Raw genomic sequence first — 22,955 nt, 5'->3', positions numbered from 1 at the left:
CGCCCGCAAACGACGCACCACGGCATAGCCGAAAACAGCAACCGTCAAGCATGTGATGGGACAGCAGTGTCAAGCATCTCCCGGGACAGGACAAGATCAACGACCACGTGTGAAAGCAACTTATCTACACGTCATCAAGGCCGCCCGCCTGCGGCGGTCGGCGCGCGTCAGGCGGTCGCTGGCCGCGCTGCGGCTCTTCGGCCGGTCGCGCCCAGCACCGCTCACGCGCCGACACCGGCGTTCGAGCCTCTTCCCTGGCCAGGCGCTCTGGGCCACAATTGCACCAGCGTTCTCGTGCCAGGCTAATGCCTGCACCCTCCTACCGAACAGCGAAATATGGCAATCACACAGCGCACAAGAAAGCTCCTCTGGGCACGCAGCGCAAACATGTGCGCGTTCAAGAATTGCGTACAAGAATTGACTTCTACGCTTAATGAGCCGTCCAGTGCACTAAGTCATCATATTGTGCTTGGCGAGGAAGCTCATATCGTCGCTCGCGAAGATAACGGCCCAAGAGGGAATCCCTCGATGCCTGCCAGTGAACGGGATTCATATGAGAATCTGATCCTACTTTGTCCAACCCACCACGCTGTGATTGACGAAGATCACGGAATTGGCTTCACTGTTGAAGAGCTAATCGCGATGAAGCGGTCTCACGAAGACATGATCGCCACACGGATGCGGGGAGACAGGGCAACGCAAACCGCTACCCCGCCAATATTCGGTGATCTTAACCCACGAGATCTTGGTGTGCAGCAAAGCTTGATCCTCGATCGGGGAAGCCGAGATGAGCGGGACGCTCTCACGCCATATTTCCACAGAGATCACGACTCGGCGCTATGGATAGAGATGGAGAGAAATAAGGCCGAGGGTGCATCAAAACTGATACTAGTCGCGGGATCTTCGACCACAGGTAAGACCCGTGCTCTCTTCGAGGCAACACATTCACTACTCCAAGAGTGGAATGTTCACAGGCCGGATGACTCATGCGCCCTTCTCGAAACGCTACAGTCTCCATTGCAAGATAATGTGATCATCTGGCTGGATGAAGCTCAGGTCTTCTTCTCGGACGAGAGGCGTCGCGAGATCGCGACTGCGTTGATCAGAGTGCTATCTACCTCGCGAAACTTGATGGTCCTAGGAACCATATGGCGAGTGCCCTATCTAAATGAACTCATGGCCCGAGGTCGACTACCTGACACTAACGCCCAGATTCGCAGACTACTCGAATCCCGCTATACGACCATCATTGACGTGCCATCATCATTCACCAGTAATGAGATGGACTCTATTGAGGCACTCGCTAAATCGGATGCTAGGATCTCTATGGCCCTTAAGGCCGGAAGAAGCTATGGCCAGATAATACAGCACCTCACAGGCGGACCAGAGCTGATCAATAGAATCAACGATGGCTCATCTTTTCGCCCCCACGAGAAGGCGCTCATATACACAGCGATAGATGCCAAACGAATCGGATACGGAAAATCACTCTCCAGGGAATTTCTTGCCAAGGCTGCTGATGGCTACATGAGCCCTCGGGAGCGCCCAGGTGAGGACGATTGGGCCGTTAGCTCACTAAGGGATCTTTCTCGCGGTTATCGAGAGGATGGGTCGCGCACTGACGTTCGCAACACATTGAGTGCCATCAACTCCCATAGAATGAGATCGGGATCCTCGGGAGAGCTCTATGTGCCGAGCGATTTCATCGTGCAACACTATCTAGGAGTGCGCAGTTCCCAGCTCGGGCCTGCAGAGCTATGGGAGGCTCTTTGCGAGCACTCGCGCGACCCCTCAGATCTGGGACAGATGGCAGAGTTCGCCTGGATCAGAGGGCTTTACCGATACAGCGCGATGCTTCACGCGAGATCGGCCGCTCAGGGCTCGTACAATAAACCCGGCCTTCTCGACGCGATGAAGTTCTGCGACCCCACCGACATCTCGCGCGCCGCAGACTGGGTAGTGGCACATATCGACATGTCCGATCTACGTTCGGTCGGAAATCTCTTGGAGGAAGCGAGAGAATACAGTCAAGACGACGTTATTCAGAAATTGTTGGCTCGTTTGCCTAGAACCGGTTTGACTGAGGCCAAGCTATCCGACATCGGGGCCATTATCCACGAATTGTCTACGCCGGAGATATTCTCAATGCATGGCCGACAGTTCGCCGTTGATTCACTGCAACATGTACAGATCGATAGCCTGCTTCACGCGGGCGTTCTCCTCAGCTATCTCAGGGAACCCGATCGGCTTGATCTAGCTGACCTAATAGCTTCACGTATCGCCCAAGAAGCAATCGTGGATTCCCCCGTAGGTGTTGGTGCAGTTCTAGTCGGAATGAAACACCTCGCCCTTTCCGCACCCTTGGAGGCATTCGTCAAAAAGCTGATTGCCGAGTCGAATATTCTAGACGTCGAAAGCGTCTATGGATTCCTTGACTGGTGCGAATATGTAGACGATCGTGATTCGGCAGCGAAATTCCTCGAAAGGGGGGTTGTCGAGCATCTTCCCATAGACGACCCGAGAGCACTGCTGGAGATATGCAAGATCCTTCTGAGGCTTGAGAGGGACGACGATGCTCAGCGTTTGACGGATCGCGTACATGAGGCAGTAGATGTTAGCGATCCGATTAGCGTTGCGGATGCAATTTTCTTCATGGACAGCGTGCGCACTTACGGCTTGAAGGGGCACTTGATTGATGAAGAAGTACTTGTCAACATGCCTCTCGGAGCTACTCATGCCGCAATGTATTTTCTGAGTACCCTCTCCCAGAGGGGAGATCACGCACTGCTTTCTCGAATCCAATCACGACGCCCGCTCCAGAATATCGAGCTAGGCGACGGCGCGGATGTAGCGAATCTCATGAACGTTCTACAAAATTTGAACTTCTATGCGGAAATCGAATACATCCTCGGCCTCCTTCCCGAAGTATCTGCAGTATTTAGGACTCCGTTGGATGTGGCAATGATGCTGGAGACCTTGAGGTCTTTGGGGGCCACCGATGCTATTCAGCGACTCCTTGATCAGGCTCATGAGACATCTATCAAGATAGACGCCTGGGAGAAGGCGCACCAAGCCTTCCTTCTCGACGAATTCCGCGCCTCTGGAGCAACGAAGTCCGTGGACAGATTTCTTAGAAGGTGTGCTAATGAAGGATGGTATGAGTTGGCGCTACAGGAGCAACCGGCGCTCGTTGAAACCTTTCCATATGGTCGCGAGCCGGACGAAGCGCCTTCTCCGCGATGGGGATGGGCCGATGTGTGCCCACCAGAGTAGGCCTATAGATCGCTTCCGGTGCTCAGGCGTTGGTGTGGCGTTGGTGACCCTACGGTTTAGGTCTGCTTCGCATCTATCTGACGAGGGCACTTTGATCAGCGGGCTGGCCGCGGGACATGTGCGGGATGATCACACTTGTCATACGAGCTCAGAGGTGCGTTTCAGCAGGTCGGGCCAGATAGCCGAGTCATTCTGCTCTCACTCTCCTAATGCGGAGCTGTTTTGCTGCCGCGCGGCTTCCGCTCCTCGGGCCTGGCGGCCCTGCGGTGCGGGTCCGCTTGCTATCGGGCACGATGGCTGATCATGGCGTCGTGCTAACACGGTTGCTAACAACGGCCCCGCACGGACGTGGATATGTGTGGACTGGCGGGCTGTGCGAGTGGCCGTCGACCAGGCGGCGGGATGAGGGCGGACACCGGTGGATGGCCGTGATCAGACTCGTAATGAAGGGTCTCGGTTCGAATCCCGAAGGCGGCTCCACAGGTGAAAGGCCCTCCGGAACGCACGGATCCCGGACGGCATTTCCGATCTTGTGCAGCGATGGGAACTAGGCAAGCTAGCCCCTGACCAGCGGAAACGCCAGTCAGGGGCTTTTGTTGCGCGTCCGGCTGTGTCTCTAATGCCTTCCCATAGCGACTCGGTTCAGCCCTACGGATCCCCGGGCGGTCTCCCGGCTCACTCCTACCAACCCCGCTGCACCCACTGGCGGCTCCAGTTCCCGTGGAGGCCCCTTACACCACCAAGATCATCCTAGTGGAGGGTAGTTATCGCGTACGGCCAATAGCGATTGCAAACAGCCAGCCACGCGTCAGGGGGGCTCAAACAGTTCAACCTGCTGCCCCTGGGCCACTGCGTATTGTTCGACCGTCCTCGGTTCAGCCCTTCACTCCACGAATCCCAGCTCACTGTCGATCTCTGCGAGGTGCTCGCCCACAATGCCGTTTAGCAGATAGGACACTGAGCAGTCCAACTTACGTGCAAGCAGTTCAAGCACCAGCTGGGTGGGAATCCGTTTCCGACTCTCGATCAAACTCACGTAGGAATCGGACAGTTCCGGGTAAGCCAGGTCAGCCTGACTAAGTCCACGCATGTGACGTATCGCCTTGATACGGTGCCCCATGAAGTCTTGCCCTCTAGAGAGCAGCTGCGCCAGATAATCGGCGGCGTAGTGGTCTCCTGCGCTGATACGGGCTCGCAGTTCCTCCTCCCGCCCCTGCCGGGCAAGCAGGTACACCAAATACCTGGCCGCGTTCTCGTCTCCAGCGTCGGCACGGGCCCGCAGTTCCTCCTCCCGGCCGAGTTTGTCAAGCAACTGCACCAGCAGGAAGGCGGCGTAACGCCTCCCGGCATCTGCTGCCTGACGGAGAAGCGGTTCAGCGTACCGGTACAGCTGTTCGCTGTAGGCTCTTTCGCCGACAATACCTTGGTCATCATGGCTGGTGAGGTAGTCGCACAAAGCCTGCCACGTAGAGTCGGGGACCGTTTCGCTGTGGCGCGCGTCACCCGCGTGCTGTTGCAGGTAATCCGCGACGACGTAGCCTGCGATCTCCCCCATGGTGTTCGAGTCGGCAACCGGAGCCAACGCGGCAACGGCGCCATGCAGCTCTTGTGTGACATAGATCAAGGCGGATTCGAACCAGTTGGCAGGCGCTGCGGCGCGCTCACGTGAGTCGCAGTAGCCTGGTGCCGCTGCGCACAGTAAATCGGCGCTGAGCGGAGATCTGGCACCAAGGCGCGTGGCATCGATGGCGGCGTTTAACACGGCAGCCGGATAGGTATCGGCGGCTTTCCAGTGGGCAACCAGATGGGGAGCAGCGGCGATGACCTGGATGGGGCCATAGTCATTCGACTGCAGCGCTGCCCCCCAACGTCGATCCCCGGCGGCTGCGAGAGCGCGCGCACGTTTCTGCTCGGAGGGGCTGAGCCGTGCGTCTAGGTGGATGACGTCGGCGAGCTTTAGCACATCCAGAGCTGTCTGATGTGGATCTTCGGAGCCGTGGTCACGCGTGGGCGGCCTGGTGTAGAGGCGAAACCACTTCGGCCGCATCGTGGCGACCATAACGATCCCCGGCCTTCGCAGAGCGCAGAGCGTCTCGGCGCCGAGTCCCGTTGTGTCTCCAAGATACTTCTGCAGTTCGTCGAGCCAGACCACCAGCTTGGTCGGGACTGCAGCTGCAGCGTGGCGGACCTGGTCAGCATCGGCAGGGTGAAATAGCAGCCAGTCCGGGAAGAGCACGGTAATGGCTTCGTACACGCAGCGGGTCTTCCCGACCGACGAACCGCCGACGAGCACGATCAGTCCGCCGTGTTCGGCGGCTCTGGTCAGCGCGGCACGTACTCCGGTAGGGGCGGCGTCGGCGTCGCGCTCGGCGTAGATGGGCATGCCGCCGACCACGTCGGCCACGTCGATGGGTTTGTGTACGCCCAGGTCCCGGGGGTTGGCCTCAGCGACCCTGATTAGCCCGGTCAGGCTGGCACTTCCTGCGGATGGATGCGAGGGTAGCGGGCAGCTAAGCGGCCGATCACTCTGCGCGTCGTCGTAAGCACGTCTCCATGCGTCCATGCTGCCCAACACGGCATCGGCTTGGCCGGGCCGATCTTCGTCCACCTTGTTCCCAAGAGCACGCAACAGTGGCTCGACCTGATCGCTCCAGTCCGGCAGCCGTTTGCGGTGGCCGCTGATCAGCGACTCCACGGTGCTCTTCGGGATGCCGGACTTCTTACTCAGGTAATCCGCCGTCGGCCTCCACGCCGCTGAGTGAGCCTGCTTCAGATATCCCCCGAAGGTCGGGACACCATGGTCGTTCGCGGCGTCTCTCGCCATCGGTCAGCCGCCTCCTACGCTGGTGGTCCTCTGCCACTGTAGGTAGTCCGGACGATCACGTCGTGTCGATCATTCATCTCAGAGACAGCGACAGCCGCATCCCGAGTAACCCAGGGTTACCCGGGGTCGTCCGGGATGTCGGGCAGGAACGCGGCAGGGCTGGTGTCCTCGGGTACATGCCACGAAAAGCCCCAAGCCACGGTCGCCGCATATCCGCTTTCGCCGCTGCCGCGGCTGCCGTCCCCGCTATTGGGTTGGCCATTCACCCCATCGTCACGGGCTTTATCGCCGCAGCGGAAATGGCCATCGCGATCGTCATCGGCGCAACCGCGCTATTCGGCTCCGACCGATCCAGCGAACGCGCCTTCCGACTGCTGCGCTGGATCGCCGACCGGCCGGAACCAGCTCAAAAGACCAGCCGTGACCGGTCGGGTACCTTGTGACTCTCCTGCTTCACCGGCCGATCCGGCAGCAGATCGGTGCCCCACGCGAACCAAGGCCACGATGGAACAACGATCTTGCTAACAGGTTTGCTAACAGTGGCCTCGGACGCTACGGGCGTGGATGCGGCAACCTTGAAGGGCCCTGAGTAGCGCTGGGAGACGGACAGGAACGCGCCGAGACAGCCTTGATCCTGCCACGGAACAGAAGGTGGCCTGGCTGGTGTTCTGTTGTCTCGGCTCCAGATTTCGGTGCATCGAGGGAGGTCTTCGATGCCTCCGCCTTCAGGGATCATGCCCCCGGGTTGCCATCCGACGAGGGGCGATCCCGACGTACAGCAGTTGCCCGGCGGGTAGCCGAGGGCCGAGGGACTCCTCGAAGCGCCAGCCGCAGACGCCGCAGACGCCGGAGGCGGCCGGGATGGGACTCGGCCGGGTTAGCACCTCGACCGCGGACCAGAGCCGGTCGGGTTCCAGGAGGTTAACCGTGTTCATCGCAACTCCCAGCGGATGGTGCTCCGCGGGTTGCTCTCGTAGGCATCTTCATCGTCGAACGCGTCGTCGCCGGCCCGACCCTATTCGAGACAATGTCGACATGCGGGTTCTCTCCTCTGCTGTACAGCACAGAAGTACAGCAACGAATCCTCACAACAGCCTATTGTTCCGCGCACCGTCACACGCCTGACCAGCGAACCAAGTCCCCGACCACGACCCCGCCGTTGCCTTGTAACTAAGTGCGTGTTTGAGAAGATCATTTGTACCGGGGTTCAGTCGCAGATGTAGCGCGGTTGGCGTTGGGCAGGTCCTCCGACACCGGCCTCGTGGCCCGGATGCGCGCCTGACAGTGGGTTGCAAGCGGTTCTCCTAGACTGCCGATCATGCGAAAGATCTCCGGATTAAAGACACTCGTCGTCGCCGCCGTCGCTCTCACCGCATTGGCTCCCGCCCCGGCGACAGCCGCCGCGCGGAGCTGCTCCGGCGGCGGGGGAACGCTCAACACCAAGCACGGTTATGTCAAATACGTGTGGAAAGTGTGCGGTGACGGCTACGCCGCCGCCTCGGGCACTGTGAACGACACCAAGTGGGATCTGTGGACGGCGGTCGTCGAGGTCAGCTTCTCCAGAGCGGGCAAGGGGGTCGGCGGCACCGGCGGCCGCGTGGAGGCGGGCCGGAAGAGGGGCAGTAGAGATTTCGCCTTCTCCGCCGCCGCCCGGCAGGGCGCCGACACGGTAGTGATCAAGGCTCGGCGCTGCCTTCCGGGCACCGCCCTGTGCAACAACACCACCACCTTCACGGGCAAGCTCTGATCTTGTCGCTTAAGTCCCGATCTTCGCGTAGGTATTGAAAGGCCGCATAGCGGACGCTCGATCCCGCCGCAGCGGCGGCCGCAGGCGAGCCTGCTGCTGGCGCATCTACGCGACCCGGACCGGCGGCTGTCGCGGCCGACGGTGTCGGCGCCCTTGACGCTCTGGGAGTCGATGACGCCCGCTGACGGCTCGTCCTCCCGGCCCGCCTGGCGGCGTGCCTTGACTCGCAGCTCGACCAGCAGGGCTTCGGTGACGCCGGCCTGTTCCCACTGCTGGAAGTACCAGTCTACGGTCTGCCAGGGCGGCAGGTCGGTGGGCAGGTATCGCCATGGGCAGCCCGAGCGCACCACGTACAAGATGGCGTTGACGATCTCTCGACGGGAGTGCTTCTCTGGGCGGCCTCCGGTGTTCGGCTCGGGCAGCACGGGCTCGATCAGCTCCCACTGCGCGTCAGTGAGGTCTGATGGGGTGTGCGCAGCCGCAACGCTCTCACCGCGTGGCTACACGCTGTTCCCGTCTTGCCCGGAGATGAAGAGGTGGCGGTGACCTGGGGTCGGCTCGCGGCCGCCGCGGTCAAGCGGGGGCGGCCCCGCCCGATGAACGACATGTGGATAGCCGCCTGTTGCCTGACCCACGGGATACCGCTGGCGACCTTGAACGTGAAGGATTTCGAGGACTTCACGATCCACCACGGGCTCAACCTGATCACTTCATGAAGGCCCCGCGAAGGGGAAGAGCAGGCTGCCGCGAGGCTTCCGCTCCTCGGGCCTGGCGGCCCTGCGGTGCGGGTCCTTTTGCCATCGAGATGTCATGGCTGAGGTCCTGATCTTGCTAACGCGGTTGCTAACAACGGCTGCGGACGGTCGTGGACGACGGTGGATCGGGGGACTGGCAAGGATCGCTGCGACCAGGACGCGGGAGCAGCGGTGGACAGCCGTGGACGACCGTGAGGAATCTTGTAAACAGAAGGTCAGGGGTTCGATTCCCCTCGTCGGCTCTGCAGCTCAAAGGCCCTTCCGGGTGATCCGGGAGGGCCTTTTTGATCTCCGTACAGCAGCGTTGTACAGCAACCTCTCCGACTTCTGTCGGCCCTGCCTGCGATGATCTTTCCTCGTCATGGGCTGATGGAGGTCACGCATGGTTGATGATCAGGTGGCGCGTGAGGCATACCTGCACTACAGGCAGTTGCTCGATGACAGCTGGATGGGAGAGGCCATCTGCTGGACGGTGCTCGTGCCCCACGACGGGTCTCCGTTAAGTCTCGCGGAGATCGGTGAACGGGTGAGTGAGACGGGAAACTACGAGGTCTACGAGACGGACACCTTCGAGCATGAGGAGGTGTTCATCGATCTATCGGATGACGTGCCCTGGGCCATGCTCGTCGACCGTTCGGATCGGCACGCAGCGCTCTTCGAGCACAACGGTTTTCAGGGCGTCTATCCACCGGTGCTTCCCCGCCTGAGCGTGGGTGGACGAGCTTACAGCGCCTACTGGAACGTTAACCGCACCAATTCCATCGGCTTTGCCGTCGACGGCGAGATGGTGCTCTCCTTCGACGCCATGTACGCCGAAGAGGCAATGGGGCTGCCTGGTTGGGAGCGGTGGCCCCAGGTGCAGGCGGTCCTTCCCTATTTCGATTGGAAGAGGGGGGAAAGCTGTTGGGCTGCGGCTCTGACGGCTATCGAGCTCGCCACAGGAGTGAGGCTGAGCGAGGAGTGGGTTGGCGAAGCGCCGTCCTTCCTGACGGGCTGATGGAACGCAGGACGTTGTCTTCGGCGATCACGACCCGCACGGCAGGCTCACAGTGATCGTGGTCGGGCCGCCGGCGGGGCTGTGAATGTGGACGGTGCCGTCGAGTGCCAGGACGCGGTGGTGGATTCCGGCGATGCCGGTGCCCAGCGTCTCGTCGGCGCCGCCAATCCCGTCGTCGGCGACCTCGATCGACAGCCGGTCACTGTCGCGTGCGACGCGGACGGTGGTCCGGGTGGCCTGGCTGTGCTTGGCAGCGTTGGTGAGCGCCTCGGCGATCGTGAAGTAGGTCACGGTCTCGACGGCGGCGGGAACGGTCCCGAGATCGCCGATATCAAGCCTTGGGGCGATTGCCGATCGGGTTCCCAGCGCCGCCAGCGCTCCGGCGAGGCCGCGGTCGGCGAGGATCGGCGGGTAGATCGTCCGGATCACCTCTCGAAGCTCTACCATGGCCTCCTCGGTACCCTCGTGCGCCTCCCGCAGGAGTCTGGCCACGATCTTAGGGTCCTCGTCCAGCGACTCACGGGCCGCGCCCAGCCGCATCGCGATGGCCACCAGCCGGGCTTGGGTGCCGTCGTGCAGGTCGCGTTCGATCCGGCGGAGTTCCGCGCCGTGCGCGTTCATGGCGCCGGCCCGCGTCTCGGTCAGGGTCTCCACACGCTGCGCCAACCGCTCCGCAGCCGAGGGGGACAGCAACACAACACAGATCCGGGCGTGCAGGCGCGCCAGCAGTGGAACCAGCCAGTAGGTCAGGGCCGCGAAGATGACGATTTGTACGATCCCCAGGGTCAGCGCCGTGCCCCACCCGGACAGTGGAACACCGGCAGCGAAGCCGCCCGCGCGGGTGCCGGCGGGCAACGCCCACCACAAGGGCACCGTGATGGCCGTGGTCACTGCGTTGCCCGCGCACACCACCACGACGAGTCCGAATGCCAGACTGGTCACGATGTATGTGCACAGCCACCCGAGAACACGCCAGGTACCGACACGGACGGGACCAGAACGCGGAGAAAGCAGCAACCGGGCGGCGCGGCGACGATGCCAGGACGCCCACGCGCGGGCCATCATCGGGACGATGAGTACGGGCAGCACGAACAGGGCAACCACAGCGGTGAACAGGCTTCCCAGCAGATAACCCAGACCGCGCCACATCGCCGAAAGCCGACTGGCCCCATGGTGGTTCATCTGCACAAGTCTGAGCCATGGCGACCGAGCCTGGCACTACAGCCCACTACCCCTTTTTCCCACTAGTGAGCCGTATCGTCCGCTTCCCCCGCCAGACCTAGCGTCAACACCCATGACGAGTTCACCGATTCATTCACCGCGGCGGCGCGGCCGATCCATCCGGCGGAACCTGGCCCTGGCCGCCATCGTGGCCGGCACCATCTCTACCAGCGTGCCCGGGGCGAGCGCCGCCAGCCAGCACGACGACCGGGCCCAGCTTCGGCGCGACGCCGACGCGATCACCGCACTCGGCGTGACGGGCGTCCAGGCCCGCCTGATCACCCCTGACGACCGGAACCTGACCGCCACCAGCGGCGTCGCCGACCTGACGAGCCGGCGGCCGGTCTCCCCGAACGGCTACTTCCGGATCGCCAGCGTCACCAAGACATTCGTAGCCACCGTGATCCTGCAACTCGCCGGCGACGGCAGGCTCTCCCTGGACGACACGGTCGAGCGATGGCTGCCCGGCGTGGTGTCCGGAAACGGCAACGACGGCCGCGCGATCACCATCCGCCAACTGCTCCAGCACACCAGTGGCATCCACGACGATTACCCCGACTACACCTCGGCGAAGGACTTCTACCGGCACCGATACGACACCTACACACCCGAGCAGACCGTCGCCCGGGCGATGCGCCACCAGCCGGACTTCCAGCCCGGCAAGGACTGGAGTTACTCCAACACCGGCTACGTCCTGCTCGGCATGATCATCCAGCGCGTCACCGGGCACCCCTGGCACGAGGAGGTACGGGATCGGATCGTCCGGCCGCTCGGCCTCCGTCACACCTTCTGGCCGGGTACTTCACCCAAGCTGCCCCAGCCACACGCCGAGACCTACCAAAGGTTCCAGCCCGGCGAACCGCCCGTCGACGTCACCAAGCAGGTCGGCTCGGGCACCAATGGAGAGGCCGGGCTCGTCTCCACGACCGCCGATCTCAACCGATTCTTCCGCGCCCTGCTCGGCGGCCGGCTCTTGCCACCGGCGCAGCTGACGCAGATGAAACAGACCATTCCCGTCAGCAAGGAGTACCAGCAGCTCATGCCGGGCGCCCGTGACGGGCTGGGGCTCTTCTCACGCCCACTGTCGTGCGGCGGCACGTACTGGGGCCACGAGGGCGGCGATTCCGGCTGGATCACCGCCGACGGTGTCACCGCCGACGGCCGGCGCAGCGTCACGGTCTCGTTGTCGGGCGTGTTCGCCGATTCGCCGGACGACGTCCTGCGCGTTATACAGGCTGAGAGCAAGCTGGTCGACGACGCGCTGTGCACGGCCCCGAACGCCGGCCGCATGCGGCGTTGAGATTCTCCACGTGGAGCCGGTGCGGGACATCTGCGCAGCGCGCGGTTCGGGCAATGAAGTGCTCCCGGCGTGAATACCACTCCGGACCGGGGGATCTGTCGTTGTGCTCCTACCGAGTCGGTGTGAAGGACGAGACGATCAGCCAGATGCCGGCAACCGCGATCACAGTGGCGACGGCGAGTTCTTTCGCCCGGCTGGGAAGCACGTCTTTCGACTGTCCGCGCATCATGCTTCGCGCCAGGCGGACGGTCGTGGCCCAGGAGATCCGCGCCCCGGGGCTCCAAGCGGCCGACGCGACGAGGGCAGCCGCGAGAAGCAGCGGCCACCGTACCGAATCGGCGAAAGACATCTCGAAGTCGCTGCTGTACTGGCCGGCGTACGTCGCGACGTCGAGCAGCGGGAAGAGGAGAAGGGCGGCTGCGGCCGCGGTGCCCGCCAACCGTCCCCATCGGATGGAAGCGGTGACTCTCGCGGCCGCCGCCAATGCGACGAGTACGACCGGGAATCCGATGCTGTCGGCCTCACCGGACCACCAGGCGAGGCCGTCCCAGGAGGAGTCCGGGGCCTTCAGATAGACGACGCCAACCAAAAACTTGTCGTATGTGATCGTCCAGCGGTGGAACATCGCCGCCCATGCCGCCGCGCCGACGGCGCCCGCCCACAGGATGATCCCGTACGGTCTCCCAGTCAGGCGTGACCGGGCCACCAGGAGCAGTGCCCCTGCGGCCACCGGATAGCAGACGATCAAAGGCCAGGTCGGCATGACCGCACGTTCCTGCCCGGTGCATGGGTCGGGACCTGGTAGGTAAAACGCCGTGACGAGCCCGAACGCGAGCACGGTGCTGACTGCAGCGACGGCGGTGAGCGCGGCCCGACGTGACCTGCGCAGGAGAAGGCCTGCCACGACGACCGGCAGCATGAGTACGCCCCAGAACAGAAGCTCTCCCGGCACGTACTCCAGCGCGTATGGGCCTTCACCCGAAGTGGAAGCGGAACCCATCCCGGAACAGAACCAGCCGACGCTCTGCCTACCGACCCCGAAGGCCGTCAGGATCACCGGTCCGGCCGCGGCCAGGACCGCCCCGAAGCGCAGCGCTGCCGCCACCGGGGGTTGCGCTTCTGCCGCGGGTTCCTGCATCACGGCGCCTCTCCCGGAAATGATCAATCCGAGTCAGGGTAGCGGATGACCGAACCGAGGTCGGGGGCGGTTGCATAGCCTCCAACGCTACTGATCCAGCAAGAGATCTTGCTAACGCGGTTGCTTACAGCGTCCATGGATGCAGGTGGATACCACTAGACGGTGATCACGGAACGAGTCGCTCTGAGCAGGCGGTTGTGACACTTGTAGACGTCTGTGGACGATCTCGAACTGGCTGCGGATCAGAAGGTCAGGGGTTCGAGTCCTCTCGGCCGCGCTCCACGCGAAAGGCCCGTCACCAGGGGAAACGCTGGGACGGGCCTTCGTCATTGCGGAGATCACCCGGTTTGTTCGCCCTCTAGGGGAGCCACCCTGCGAGTCACCGCACGGAGTTTCCTCAGGAGAGCGCCGGAAATCGCCTCCGTCGCCGCACGCTTGTCGTCCTCGTAGACGTCCTTATGGATCGCCATGCCGGCGTGGCCGAAGACTTCGGAGGCGACGTGGAGCAAGGTGCCCTGCGCAGGCATCAGCGACGCGCAGACGAGGTCGCGGCTGATCAAGGCGCCCTCCTGGATCATGTGTGGGCGCGGAGATCCTGGATGGCCGCAGCGATCCCTTTCTTGTCGTAGCCGCTGGTGGGCATGGTGGCCCCGTGAGCATGGCGGATGATGCCGTGGGAATCGATGAGGATGCTGCCTGACTGCTGCAGCGAGCCGAAGACTTTTCTGCTCAAGCCGATCATCTCGTGCGGGGTGCCCCGGCGGCCTACGAGGACGGGGAAGGGGACGCGGCGCTTGGCCTTCCACGCGGCAGCCTCTTGACGGTCCTCAGGAACCGCGACAAGCACCTGAACGTCGTCAACTGCAAACTCGTTGCGACGCCGGATGAGGTCTTGGATGTGCATGTTGCAGACCGGGCACGACGTCGACCGCATGAAATAGATCAGCACGGCATGATTGCCTTGGTAGTCGGACAGGCGGACGGCCCTGCCGTCGGTGTCCTCTAGCACGACGTCGGGCGCGGGCGATCCGGTTTCGAGCATGGCGAAACTTCCCTTCGAAGGTTGTGGAAATGCGATCTACACAGGTCAGGCGCTGGTGGCTCCGGGGTCATGCAAGCTTTCGGTGAGGCCCGTCATGTCGCCCACGTTGTGCCGGAGCCTGATGCGGGCCCGGTGTGGCTGGGACTTAATCGCGGCGTTGCTGAAGCGGGACGCCTCTGCGACTCTCCGCCCCGGGTGGCCCAGTACATCTCACATGATTGATTCTCTGCGCTGAACATCTGGCGACGCCTGGATCGCCTGGGCGACGAGTTCGGCTTCTAGGTGCCGGATGGCCGCGTCCTTTGCAGGCGCCACCAGACCGGCTTCCGTCTCGTCATGGCGCTCGAACAGCACTTGAGCGCGAGGCACAGGCGCTGGTTCCAAACGATTCTGAACATCCATGATGCAATGCCCCGGTGGCGTGCATTGAGGCGATCTTCCGGTGCCGCGCCGCCGGCATCACGACGTCACCCATACCCGTCTGCCTCCCCAGTGTTGGCCATCACCTCATAGGAGGCCCCACACCGCGAAAGGATTCACCGTCCCGGTGATTCCTGGGGGTTGAAGGCGCCATCCGTCCGGATAAGGCCGAAGAATGCTTGACGCTGCCGACCGTGCCGGTGCGCGGTGGTGCTGGTCGACGACTCGCCCAGCCAGACAGACGATTGGGTGGTCCTGGCTGGCAATGGAAAGGTCTGGGGTGGGTTGGTAGGCCGCGTGCCTTGTCCACTCTGAGACCACCACTGTTGGAGACCACCCGCTCTACCCGCACAGCACCAGCCGGGGCGGCAGGAGCGTCCCCCGCGGTCGCGATCGTCGGCGCTCCGAAGGGCCCTCCATTCGGGCCGGCGCGGCGCCGACTCCGACATTCCGGATAAATGCTGATATGAGCGATCTTTAGGCCTCTGGCGATTATGATCATGGTGACGGCGAAGGCGGCCCCCGCCCCGCCGGGAACGGCCTACCCCCCACCCTGAAGGGATGCCTCATGTCCACCAAGCTCACCAGACTGGCTGCGACGTCATTCGCGGCGATCACTCTGGCAGTGGCAGGAACCGCACTGGCGACGCCCGCCGCCGCGACCACCGGCTCCGCCGCGTCGAGCACCTCGGTCGCCCTCGCGTCCACCTGGATCAAGTACGGCGACTACTCGACCGAGGCGAAGTGCAAGGCGAAGGGCGCGGAACTACGACGGAACGGGACGTACCTGTCGTACTACTGCGAATACACGGGCTTCTTCACGCTGATGGTCCTGACCAGGTAACCGGCTGAACCGCGCGGCCCGGAACGGCCACCTCCGGGCCGCGGACACCTTCTCACCCACACCGGCAGCCGTCACCGTCCCAGTCGCACGCCGTCCCGCAGTCCGTGACGGCCAAGACCGCTGGGGTGCGCGCTCTCCGTCGGGCGCGCCGAGCATCCCCCGACTCGACCTTCGGGCGTGCACATGTCGCTGGGGCACAGCTGCAGGAGTTCATCCAGGCCGGCGTCAAGCTCAACCGCATCGGGCAGGCGCTCGACCAGCCCGCGGGCCTCCTCCAACCTGGGCGGCGACGCCGAACTGCTGCGCCAAGTTCGACAGAGTGAGCGCGCTTGTCGTACGGTCAGCGGCCCTTCTCAGGACCCGCCTGTGGCGCCCAGCTTTGGTGGTCTGGCGTGGGCTGTCCTGTCGGCGTTCGGGCGAGCGCCTGGAGTTCGAGCCACCGCTTGTAGACGTCGCCGTGTGCCTTGCGCGCCTGGAGCGGGTCGAGGTCGTGCTCGGTGCAGAAGGGTGAACCAGCGCACGATCTCGCGCTGGTAGGCGTCGAGGGCGTTCGGCGAGTCATACGACAGCAGTCACGCCAATAGTTCACCAGCGCGCCAGCGGCTTCTGCCTTGCAGCCCGACGTCGGCCGACTATGAAACTGACGGCGGGGCCGGCGGGTGCGTAAGTTGGCCTCGTGACGGAGACAAAGGCCACGGGCTACGACGGCCTGTCCTCCCGCCTCGTCCCGGAGGCCGAGCTGTGGGGATTCCTGCTGGACTGCTTTGGGATCGCCGAGCACGAGTTGTTCGTCGGCCACGCCGACCGAGTCGCCGAGGTCCTGCGGGACGTCCCGCAGGACGTGGTGTTCGCCGCCTTCTGCACATACCGGCAGGCCTACGGCCACTTCGCGATGCAGTTCGACGTCGGCATCGAGGGACGTCTCGCCGACCGGGTGGGCCGCCAGGAGTTCGCCGGAGGTTCGCCGCGCACTTCGGTGCGTACGTGCTGTACGGCACCACCGAACCGCCAGGACTGTGGACGGTGATTCTGGCGGACGGCAGCCGTCTCCGCGCCGCGATGGAAGAGGAAGACGACCGGTCCGTGCTCTGCGCGGCCACAGCGCCGGTGCCGGGCCTGCCCGAGGTCCGCGTGGACGGGGGCCTCTGGCAGATTCGATGAGTGTCAGGTGGTATGGCTCAACAAGGTCGTCGCCGACCGGCTCGGCCGCTCGCGGAAACGGAGGATGGTGGCGAGTTCGCGCAGCACCGCCGCCGAAATCACCCGACACCAGACCACGCCCAACGACCAAGAAGGTCCCGCCAGGCCAGATCCCGGCACCAGCACCTGGCCGACCCCGGCCGCCAGGTGAGGCTGGGGAGGGGAGGGTCCGTCCAGTGATCGACTCTGGAAGGCGCCCCGAGTCTCACTCCAGGGGCAGCGGGCGGCGTGGCACGGGCGCAGTGTGGATGAGAGACGTGGTCGTGTGACCGTACGGAGTGAACAGGTCGAGGATCGGTTCGAGCTCGTCGACCGCCCGCAGGTGCATCGTGAAGTAGAAGCAGTCGTCGCCGGTCATTCTGTAGCACTCGACGATCTGGGGAACTTCCTGGGCGATCTTGGAGATGCGTTGCAGCTCCCGGATCGCCGGACGGATCCGAACCATCACTGTGACTGGAAAGCCCAGGGCCCGCGGGTCGACCTCGGCGCGATAGCCGGTGATCACTCCCGTCTCCTCCAGCCGCTGCACCCGATCGGCCACCGCGGGAGCCGACAGGGCGACCCGGCGGCCCAGCTCGGCGAAGCTCACTCTGGCGTCGACCTGCAACTCGGCGAGAATACGAAGGTCGAGGGTGTCTATTCCCTTTGGTTCGTATGCCCGTTCGGGTGTGATCTTTCGATTCGCCATTCTCCTAAATTACGGGTTGGCCGACGATGGCGTCATGCCGCCCACCGGCCCTCGCGCCGTCCTGTCCGCGGCGCCTCCATGGACCTACTTCATCGGGAGCGCCGTCTTCCACTACCTCGGCCCGGCCTTCGCCGTGCTCTTGTTCACCAGGCTCGCCCCGCTCGGGGTCGCGGCACTGAGGATCTGGAGCGCCGCACTCGTTTTCGCGCTCTGGCGCCGCCCCTGGCGGACCCTCACCCGGCTCGACGCCGAGGGTCGTCGTACGATCATCGCCTGGGGCGTGGTGCTCGCGGCCATGAACGTCTGTTTCTACCTGGCGATCGCCCGCGTGCCCCTGGGAACCGTCGCCGCGATCGAGTTTCTGCCGGTCATCGTGCTGGCCGCGCTCGGTGCCCGAACGGCACGTAACCTCGTGGCACTGGTGGCAGCCGTCGGTGGGGTCTACGTGCTGACCGGCATCCGGCTGGCCGGGGACCCGCTGGGGTTGGTGTTCGCCTTCGCCAACGCGGTGCTGTTCGCCGCCTACATCGTGCTGGCCCACCGTACGGCTCGGCGTCTGCGCGGCGTCAGCGGCATAGACGGGCTGGCCGCCGCCATGCTCGTCGCCTGCGTGTTCGTCGCGCCGGTGGGCGTTTGGCAGGCCGCTCCCGCGGTGATCGACCCGGTGACGCTCGCCGCTGGGATCGGGGTGGGGATCTGTTCGTCGGTGATCCCGTACGTGTGCGATCAACTCGCTATGGCACGCATCGCCCGCTCCACGTACGCGCTGCTGGTGGCGCTGCTTCCGGCCACGGCAACGGTGATCGGCATCGTGGTGCTCCGGCAACTCCCCTCACTCGCCGAGCTCGCCGGAATCGGGCTCGTGGTGCTCTCGGTCGCCCTCCACCGTGAGCTTCAGACCCCTCCAGCCGAGGGGAAGGCCACACTCCCGCAGGAAGGTAAGACGGAATGCGATACGTGAAGCTGGGCTCGTCGGGGCTGCAGGTCTCCCGGATCTGCCTGGGCATGATGAGTTACGGTGATCCCCGTTCCTGGGAGTGGATGCTGCGTGAGGACGCGGCCGAGCCGATCGTGCGGCGCGCGGTCGAGGCCGGTGTGACGTTCTTCGACACTGCCGACATGTACTCGGACGGCGCGAGCGAGGAGATCACCGGGCGGCTGCTCGCCAAGCTCTTCGCACGCCGCGACGACTACGTTCTCGCCACGAAGGTCTACTTCCCGACGGGGCCGGGCCCGAACGACCGAGGGCTGTCCCGCAAACACGTGCTGGCCGCCATCGACGCCTCGCTGACCCGGCTCGGAACCGACTATGTCGATCTGTACCAGATCCACCGCTGGGACCACGAGACGCCGATCGAGGAGACCATGGAGGCCCTGCACGACGTGGTGCGGGCAGGCAAGGCACGGTACATCGGGGCCTCCAGCATGTACGCCTGGCAGTTCGCCAAAGCGCAGCACACTGCTCAGGCGGCCGGCTGGACCAGGTTCGTGTCGATGCAGAACCACTACAACCTTGTGTACCGGGAGGAGGAGCGAGAGATGATCCCGCTCTGCCTGGACCAGGGGGTGGGCGTCATCCCGTGGAGCCCGCTGGCGCGCGGACTGCTCACCGGGAGCCGCCGACGCGACGGTCGGCGGCGCACGGTCCGATCTGGCAGCGACCCGCTGGCCGACAGCATGTACGAGGACGCGGACTTCGACGTCGTCGACGTGGTGTGTGCGGTCGCTGACGAACGAGGCCTGCCTCCGGCGCAGCTCGCGCTCGCGTGGCTGCTCGGGAGGTCCGGGGTAAGCGCGCCGATCGTCGGGGCGAGCAAGGTAGGTCATCTGGATGACGCGATCGCAGCGGTGGAGGTGTCCCTGAGCGGAGAGGAGGCGGCCCGCCTGGAGGCCCCCTACCGACCACACCAGATCATCGGGCACTCCTGAGTGGAAGTCTGTGATTCCGTCGCTCTGGGCCTGAGCGACGCCGGATGATTCGCTAGAGGCAGCACGAACAGTCCGGGTTCGGGTTCGCTGAGGATGCCGCGGGTGACCAGGCGTTCGAACGACCCGCCACGACGGGCCACGAAGGCTTTCCACCTCCGCACGGTCAAACAGCGCCTCGTGGCGCACGCCGCCCCGCTTCCGGTGCTCCAGGCTTCATCGGATCTTGCTAACAGGGCTGCTAACAACGTCCCTGGACGACGGTGTACGTCCTTCTTGCCAGCACCGGCCAGAGCCGCTTCCGATAGTCAGGCTCCAGGGCGTACATCACGTTGATCATCACCGTCGCCTCGACCGGCTCATCCAGATCAACGCTCAGCGCGTCATAGGGAAGCACGGTGACTCGCTCGAGCAGTTCCTTGCGCTCGCTCAGCCGGGACAGTAATACCCCGCGCATACCGGTCGAGGGCTCCAGCGCGAAGATCTCGGCTGGTGTCGAGTCGGCGAGCGACGTGGTGATCAGGCCGGTTCCCGCGCCGATCTCCAGATGCTCCGCCGTATCCCCGCGAGAAGCGAGGGAAGTTTCTCACGGACTCTCGGTACGTGCCCGTCTTCCTGGAGCAGGTCGTAGAAGGGGAGAGAGATGAAGTCGGTCATGGCGGGCAACGCTATCCCGGGTACAGGAACCACCCGAGGCCATCTTCGACACCTGAGGGGGCGCGACTGTTCAGGGGCTTGTTACTTGTCAGGACAATCCATCTTCCCCAACACAAGGGGCGTCTGTGTGGGGGCCGGCGTGCACGCTGGTTCTACGGCGAACTCTCGGCAGCGGAGCCGTCCACGGTCCCGTGTGTGGCGACGGTGTGGAGGTACTGAGCAGGTCCCGTGCAAACGGTCGCACGGGTGGGGCGCCGCTCCTATCGTCGCAGGATATGCAGACAGTGGACGTCCTGGTCGTGGGTGCGGGCCTGGCCGGCCTGCGCACAGCCCGCCTGCTCGCGCGACGGCACCTGAATGTGATGGTGGTCGACCGCCGCAGGTCGCTGTCGACGGGCATCCGCACGACCGGGATCTTCGTGCGTCGCACCCTGGATGACTTCGACCTGCCAGAGCATCTGCTCGGGCCTGGTGTGCGGGACGTGCTGCTGTATCCGCCGTCGCGGAGGGCGCCGATCCGACTCACCAGTGACCGGGACGAGTACCGCGTGGCCGACATGGCGGCCGTTTACGAGCACGCCCGCCGCGCGGCGGAGTCGGCCGGGGCACGGGTTCTCTTGGGCGTGCGGTACGTCGACGCGTCGATGGGTGTTGTGCGGTTCGCGGGTGCGGAACCGGTGAGGGCCCGGTTCATCGTCGGCGCGGACGGCGCCCGCTCCCGGGTGGCCCGTGATCTCGGCCTTGATGTCAACCGGCGGTTCCTCGTCGGTGCCGAGATCGTCCATCCGGTCGTGTCGGGCACGACCACTCCGGCGTTCCACTGCGTGCTGGACCCTCGGGTTGCTCCGGGGTACCTGGGGTGGGTCATCGACGACGGTCGGCATGCGCATGTCGGCGTCGCGGGTTATCCGGACGCGATGCGCACCGGCGTCCGTCACCTGCTGGATGCTTTCGCCGCGGACGCGCCCGGCCGCGCGGCGTCGGCTGGTCCGGTCGAGCGTCGAGGTGGTCCGATCCCGGTCGGCGGTGTGCTGCGACGGTTGGCGTGCCCCGCCGGGCTGCTCGTCGGAGATGCGGCGGGCGCGGTGTCGCCGCTGACGGCCGGTGGGTTGGACCCCTGCTTCCGCATGTCCGAACTGGCCGCGGCGGTCGCCGCCGGGTACCTGCGTACTGGCGACCAACGCATGTTGAGCCGGTATGACGGGGGCGCGTTGCGGACCCGGTTCCGGGGCCGGCTGTTGCTGCGCCGCGTGTTCGCCGGCCTCCGATCCCCCGCCGCGGTAGAGGCGGCGGTGAGCATACTGCGCAGTCGTGCCGGTCGTGTCTTGGCGGCGCGGATCCTGTTCGGCGACGGCTCGTTTCCGATGGTGAACCCACAGCTCGCGGACCCGGCGATCGACCATTAGGCCGCCACGTCCGCGATAGCTGTGGCCTTGGAGTGTGTTCGGGGTGTCGATGAGGGGCGGCGCCGGTGTGATTCCCGCCTTCTCCCGTCCGTGCCTGTAAGGTGACGGCCTGGCGCCTCCGACGTCACGGGGTGATCACCTCCGGGACGAGGCTGCCGACCGGCGCTTCTGGGGCGAGCTGGGAGTCGTTGGGCAGCTCGGCGGCGGCTTCTTCTGCTCGGCGGACGTCCTGCTGCCCTCGCTGCGCGACCGGTTCGTGCGTTTCTGTTTATGCGTGCCGGAGGTGCGGGCTTCGACGCTGGGCGCCGTCGAGTCCGTGGCGGACCCCTTGGACGGGCAGCTGTTCACCCCGGGCGGCGGGCCTGAGGTGCCTCTGCCGTCACCCACGGGCCGTCTCTGAGAGGGCGACGAGGTCGGCGGCAGGTGGGCGGGATGTGACTCCGACCTCTGCCATGCGCGGACGTAGTCCACCACCATGCGCCCCGCCGACCCCGACTCGGGAGGCACCCCGGCGTACACGAAGTTGCTCACCACCAGGTTGACCGGGCCCGCAGGCTTGCCCGCCGCGTGGCACACCTTCGCCCCGTTGATGTAGAAGTTCGTCCCCGACTCGCGGATGTCGGCCCCGTAGACGTTCATGCCGGCGCTCGGATCGAAGCGGGGCGCGTGGATGCACGTCTGATCGGTGTCCGAGTGCCAGGAGTGGTACAGGCGTCGGCGGTTGTCGGAGAAGTACTCGAAGACGTCCGCCTCGGTCGGCTGCTCGTTGTCGGCCGACTGCCAGGTCCAGAACGACGGCCAGAATCCCGGACGTGAGGGAAGCGTCGCCCTGATCTCGATGTACCCGTACCGGAAGGTGTGGCCCTGGGGCCCGGTGGAGGTGATCAGACAGCTGGACCATTCGTACCAGTTCCCTGACTCGGACTGGATGCCGTCGGGCCTGGCCGTGATGGTCAGCGCCCCATCGTCCACGGAACAGTTTCCGGGGTGGTCGAACTCCAGCTGCTTGCTGCCGGGATTGCCGGTGCCGTACGGCTCGTCGGACCAGTCGGACTCGGCTGTCGAGCGATACTGCCACTTCGACTCGTCAACAGCGGATCCATCGAATTCGTCCCGGAACATGAGTGTCCATCGCCCGCCGAGCCCGACGGGCTCGACGTCCCCGGGCCGTGAAAGCGACGCGGGGACCGTGCGATCGGCAGAACTCATGGTGAGGGCCGAAATCACTGCCAGGAATCGTATCAACCACATGGTTCCCGCCTTTCTCTGGCAATTACATTGATTCGCCGCCTAAGGGGGAAACCCATGCCGACAGTGTCCGGGTGGTCTGTTTGCCGATCGTACAAGTGCGAGCAGATTTCTTTGGCTTTGCAGGTATGGCTCTTTTGGCGGCCGATTGGCATCGATGTCTGGCTGGCCGGGGCATATTTCGCCCGCTAGCTGGCGGTAAACCGGGCCAAGGACCGAAAGATGTTACATGACGGAGACACGGAAGGAGCCGCAGCGTGTGGCAGGGC

General features: G+C 64.4%; 20 protein-coding genes, 1 tRNA gene and 2 pseudogenes. 13 read left to right on the top strand and 10 right to left on the bottom strand.

The features are described from left to right. Positions 1-336: 336 nt before the first annotated feature. Both AB0B45_RS37045 and AB0B45_RS37040 read left to right on the top strand, forming a co-directional pair. A pseudogene (locus tag AB0B45_RS37045) lies at positions 337-588 on the top strand (HNH endonuclease); the annotation flags it as partial. A 3-nt stretch (positions 589-591) separates the two neighbouring features. After that, a complete protein-coding gene (locus tag AB0B45_RS37040) occupies positions 592-3,273 on the top strand; it encodes a hypothetical protein (RefSeq protein ID WP_358140550.1) in 2,682 nt (893 codons plus the stop codon). A gap of 883 nt (positions 3,274-4,156) precedes the next feature. Here the strand turns inward: AB0B45_RS37040 and AB0B45_RS37035 are convergent. Continuing rightward, entirely contained in the window at positions 4,157-6,097 is a 1,941-nt protein-coding gene (locus AB0B45_RS37035; RefSeq protein ID WP_358140539.1) for a helix-turn-helix transcriptional regulator, read from the bottom strand. Positions 6,098-6,159: 62 nt separating this feature from the next. Here AB0B45_RS37035 and AB0B45_RS37030 point away from each other — a divergent pair, with 62 nt between their 5' ends. Both AB0B45_RS37030 and AB0B45_RS37025 read left to right on the top strand, forming a co-directional pair. Then, complete coding sequence (locus tag AB0B45_RS37030; protein ID WP_358140536.1) at positions 6,160-6,540, top strand: hypothetical protein; 381 nt, start codon at positions 6,160-6,162, stop codon at positions 6,538-6,540. 875 nt (positions 6,541-7,415) lie between these two features. Next, positions 7,416-7,844, top strand: coding sequence for a hypothetical protein (locus tag AB0B45_RS37025; protein WP_358140533.1), 429 nt, complete (start codon positions 7,416-7,418; stop codon positions 7,842-7,844). A 119-nt stretch (positions 7,845-7,963) separates the two neighbouring features. On the opposite strand, the pseudogene AB0B45_RS37020 reads toward AB0B45_RS37025, so the two are convergent. Continuing rightward, positions 7,964-8,299: pseudogene (locus tag AB0B45_RS37020) on the bottom strand (IS5 family transposase); the annotation flags it as partial. A gap of 15 nt (positions 8,300-8,314) precedes the next feature. On the opposite strand from AB0B45_RS37020, the gene AB0B45_RS37015 reads away from it, so the two are divergent. After that, positions 8,315-8,560: a PIN domain-containing protein gene (locus AB0B45_RS37015; protein ID WP_358140530.1), complete on the top strand. Its 246-nt coding sequence runs from the start codon at positions 8,315-8,317 to the stop codon at positions 8,558-8,560. Between the two features lie 421 nt (positions 8,561-8,981). Next, positions 8,982-9,596 (top strand): DUF6461 domain-containing protein, encoded by a 615-nt coding sequence (locus AB0B45_RS37010; protein WP_358140527.1) that lies wholly within the window; start codon positions 8,982-8,984, stop codon positions 9,594-9,596. A 27-nt stretch (positions 9,597-9,623) separates the two neighbouring features. Here AB0B45_RS37010 and AB0B45_RS37005 read toward each other — a convergent pair whose 3' ends face one another. Continuing rightward, positions 9,624-10,778: a histidine kinase gene (locus AB0B45_RS37005; protein ID WP_358140526.1), complete on the bottom strand. Its 1,155-nt coding sequence runs from the start codon at positions 10,776-10,778 to the stop codon at positions 9,624-9,626. Positions 10,779-10,890: 112 nt separating this feature from the next. Here AB0B45_RS37005 and AB0B45_RS37000 point away from each other — a divergent pair, with 112 nt between their 5' ends. After that, positions 10,891-12,117, top strand: coding sequence for a serine hydrolase domain-containing protein (locus tag AB0B45_RS37000; protein ID WP_358140522.1), 1,227 nt, complete (start codon positions 10,891-10,893; stop codon positions 12,115-12,117). A gap of 109 nt (positions 12,118-12,226) precedes the next feature. Here AB0B45_RS37000 and AB0B45_RS36995 read toward each other — a convergent pair whose 3' ends face one another. Then, positions 12,227-13,258, bottom strand: a complete 1,032-nt coding sequence (locus AB0B45_RS36995; protein ID WP_358140519.1) for a hypothetical protein — start codon at positions 13,256-13,258, stop codon at positions 12,227-12,229. Between the two features lie 188 nt (positions 13,259-13,446). Between AB0B45_RS36995 and AB0B45_RS36990 the strand changes: the two genes are divergently transcribed. Further along, positions 13,447-13,532: transfer RNA gene (locus AB0B45_RS36990), tRNA-OTHER, on the top strand. Positions 13,533-13,593: 61 nt separating this feature from the next. Here AB0B45_RS36990 and AB0B45_RS36985 read toward each other — a convergent pair. From AB0B45_RS36985 to AB0B45_RS36975, 3 genes are all read right to left on the bottom strand, one after another. Beyond that, on the bottom strand, positions 13,594-13,815 hold the full coding sequence (locus tag AB0B45_RS36985) for a hypothetical protein (RefSeq protein ID WP_358140516.1): 222 nt from the start codon (positions 13,813-13,815) through the stop codon (positions 13,594-13,596). A 14-nt stretch (positions 13,816-13,829) separates the two neighbouring features. Then, positions 13,830-14,297 (bottom strand): peroxiredoxin family protein, encoded by a 468-nt coding sequence (locus tag AB0B45_RS36980; protein WP_358140514.1) that lies wholly within the window; start codon positions 14,295-14,297, stop codon positions 13,830-13,832. Between the two features lie 210 nt (positions 14,298-14,507). Continuing rightward, positions 14,508-14,699: a hypothetical protein gene (locus AB0B45_RS36975; RefSeq protein WP_358140511.1), complete on the bottom strand. Its 192-nt coding sequence runs from the start codon at positions 14,697-14,699 to the stop codon at positions 14,508-14,510. A 586-nt stretch (positions 14,700-15,285) separates the two neighbouring features. On the opposite strand from AB0B45_RS36975, the gene AB0B45_RS36970 reads away from it, so the two are divergent. Both AB0B45_RS36970 and AB0B45_RS36965 read left to right on the top strand, forming a co-directional pair. Continuing rightward, positions 15,286-15,561, top strand: a complete 276-nt coding sequence (locus AB0B45_RS36970; RefSeq protein WP_358140509.1) for a hypothetical protein — start codon at positions 15,286-15,288, stop codon at positions 15,559-15,561. A 676-nt stretch (positions 15,562-16,237) separates the two neighbouring features. Beyond that, positions 16,238-16,588, top strand: a complete 351-nt coding sequence (locus AB0B45_RS36965; RefSeq protein WP_358140506.1) for a hypothetical protein — start codon at positions 16,238-16,240, stop codon at positions 16,586-16,588. A gap of 378 nt (positions 16,589-16,966) precedes the next feature. Here AB0B45_RS36965 and AB0B45_RS36960 read toward each other — a convergent pair whose 3' ends face one another. Then, the gene (locus AB0B45_RS36960; RefSeq protein ID WP_358140503.1) at positions 16,967-17,449 is read right to left on the bottom strand and encodes an Lrp/AsnC family transcriptional regulator; all 483 of its coding nucleotides are present in this window, start codon (positions 17,447-17,449) and stop codon (positions 16,967-16,969) included. Between the two features lie 34 nt (positions 17,450-17,483). Between AB0B45_RS36960 and AB0B45_RS36955 the strand changes: the two genes are divergently transcribed. After that, on the top strand, positions 17,484-18,410 hold the full coding sequence (locus tag AB0B45_RS36955; protein ID WP_358140500.1) for an EamA family transporter: 927 nt from the start codon (positions 17,484-17,486) through the stop codon (positions 18,408-18,410). Continuing rightward, positions 18,398-19,378 (top strand): aldo/keto reductase, encoded by a 981-nt coding sequence (locus AB0B45_RS36950; protein WP_358140497.1) that lies wholly within the window; start codon positions 18,398-18,400, stop codon positions 19,376-19,378. The genes AB0B45_RS36955 and AB0B45_RS36950 overlap by 13 nt, the downstream gene beginning before the upstream one ends. Before the next feature lie 238 nt (positions 19,379-19,616). Here AB0B45_RS36950 and AB0B45_RS36945 read toward each other — a convergent pair whose 3' ends face one another. Then, a complete protein-coding gene (locus AB0B45_RS36945) occupies positions 19,617-19,895 on the bottom strand; it encodes a hypothetical protein (RefSeq protein ID WP_358140547.1) in 279 nt (92 codons plus the stop codon). Positions 19,896-20,307: 412 nt separating this feature from the next. Here AB0B45_RS36945 and AB0B45_RS36940 point away from each other — a divergent pair, with 412 nt between their 5' ends. Next, complete coding sequence (locus AB0B45_RS36940; protein WP_358140494.1) at positions 20,308-21,438, top strand: NAD(P)/FAD-dependent oxidoreductase; 1,131 nt, start codon at positions 20,308-20,310, stop codon at positions 21,436-21,438. Positions 21,439-21,573: 135 nt separating this feature from the next. Here the strand turns inward: AB0B45_RS36940 and AB0B45_RS36935 are convergent, their stop codons facing one another. Beyond that, positions 21,574-22,560, bottom strand: coding sequence for a glycoside hydrolase family 16 protein (locus AB0B45_RS36935; RefSeq protein ID WP_358140491.1), 987 nt, complete (start codon positions 22,558-22,560; stop codon positions 21,574-21,576). Positions 22,561-22,955: the final 395 nt, after the last annotated feature.

Origin of the sequence: Nonomuraea sp. NPDC049152, assembly GCF_040648355.1 — a bacterium.
Lineage (GTDB): Bacteria > Actinomycetota > Actinomycetes > Streptosporangiales > Streptosporangiaceae > Nonomuraea.
The sequence above is the reverse complement of the archived record's forward strand: the minus strand, read 5'-3'. Positions and strand labels throughout refer to the sequence as shown.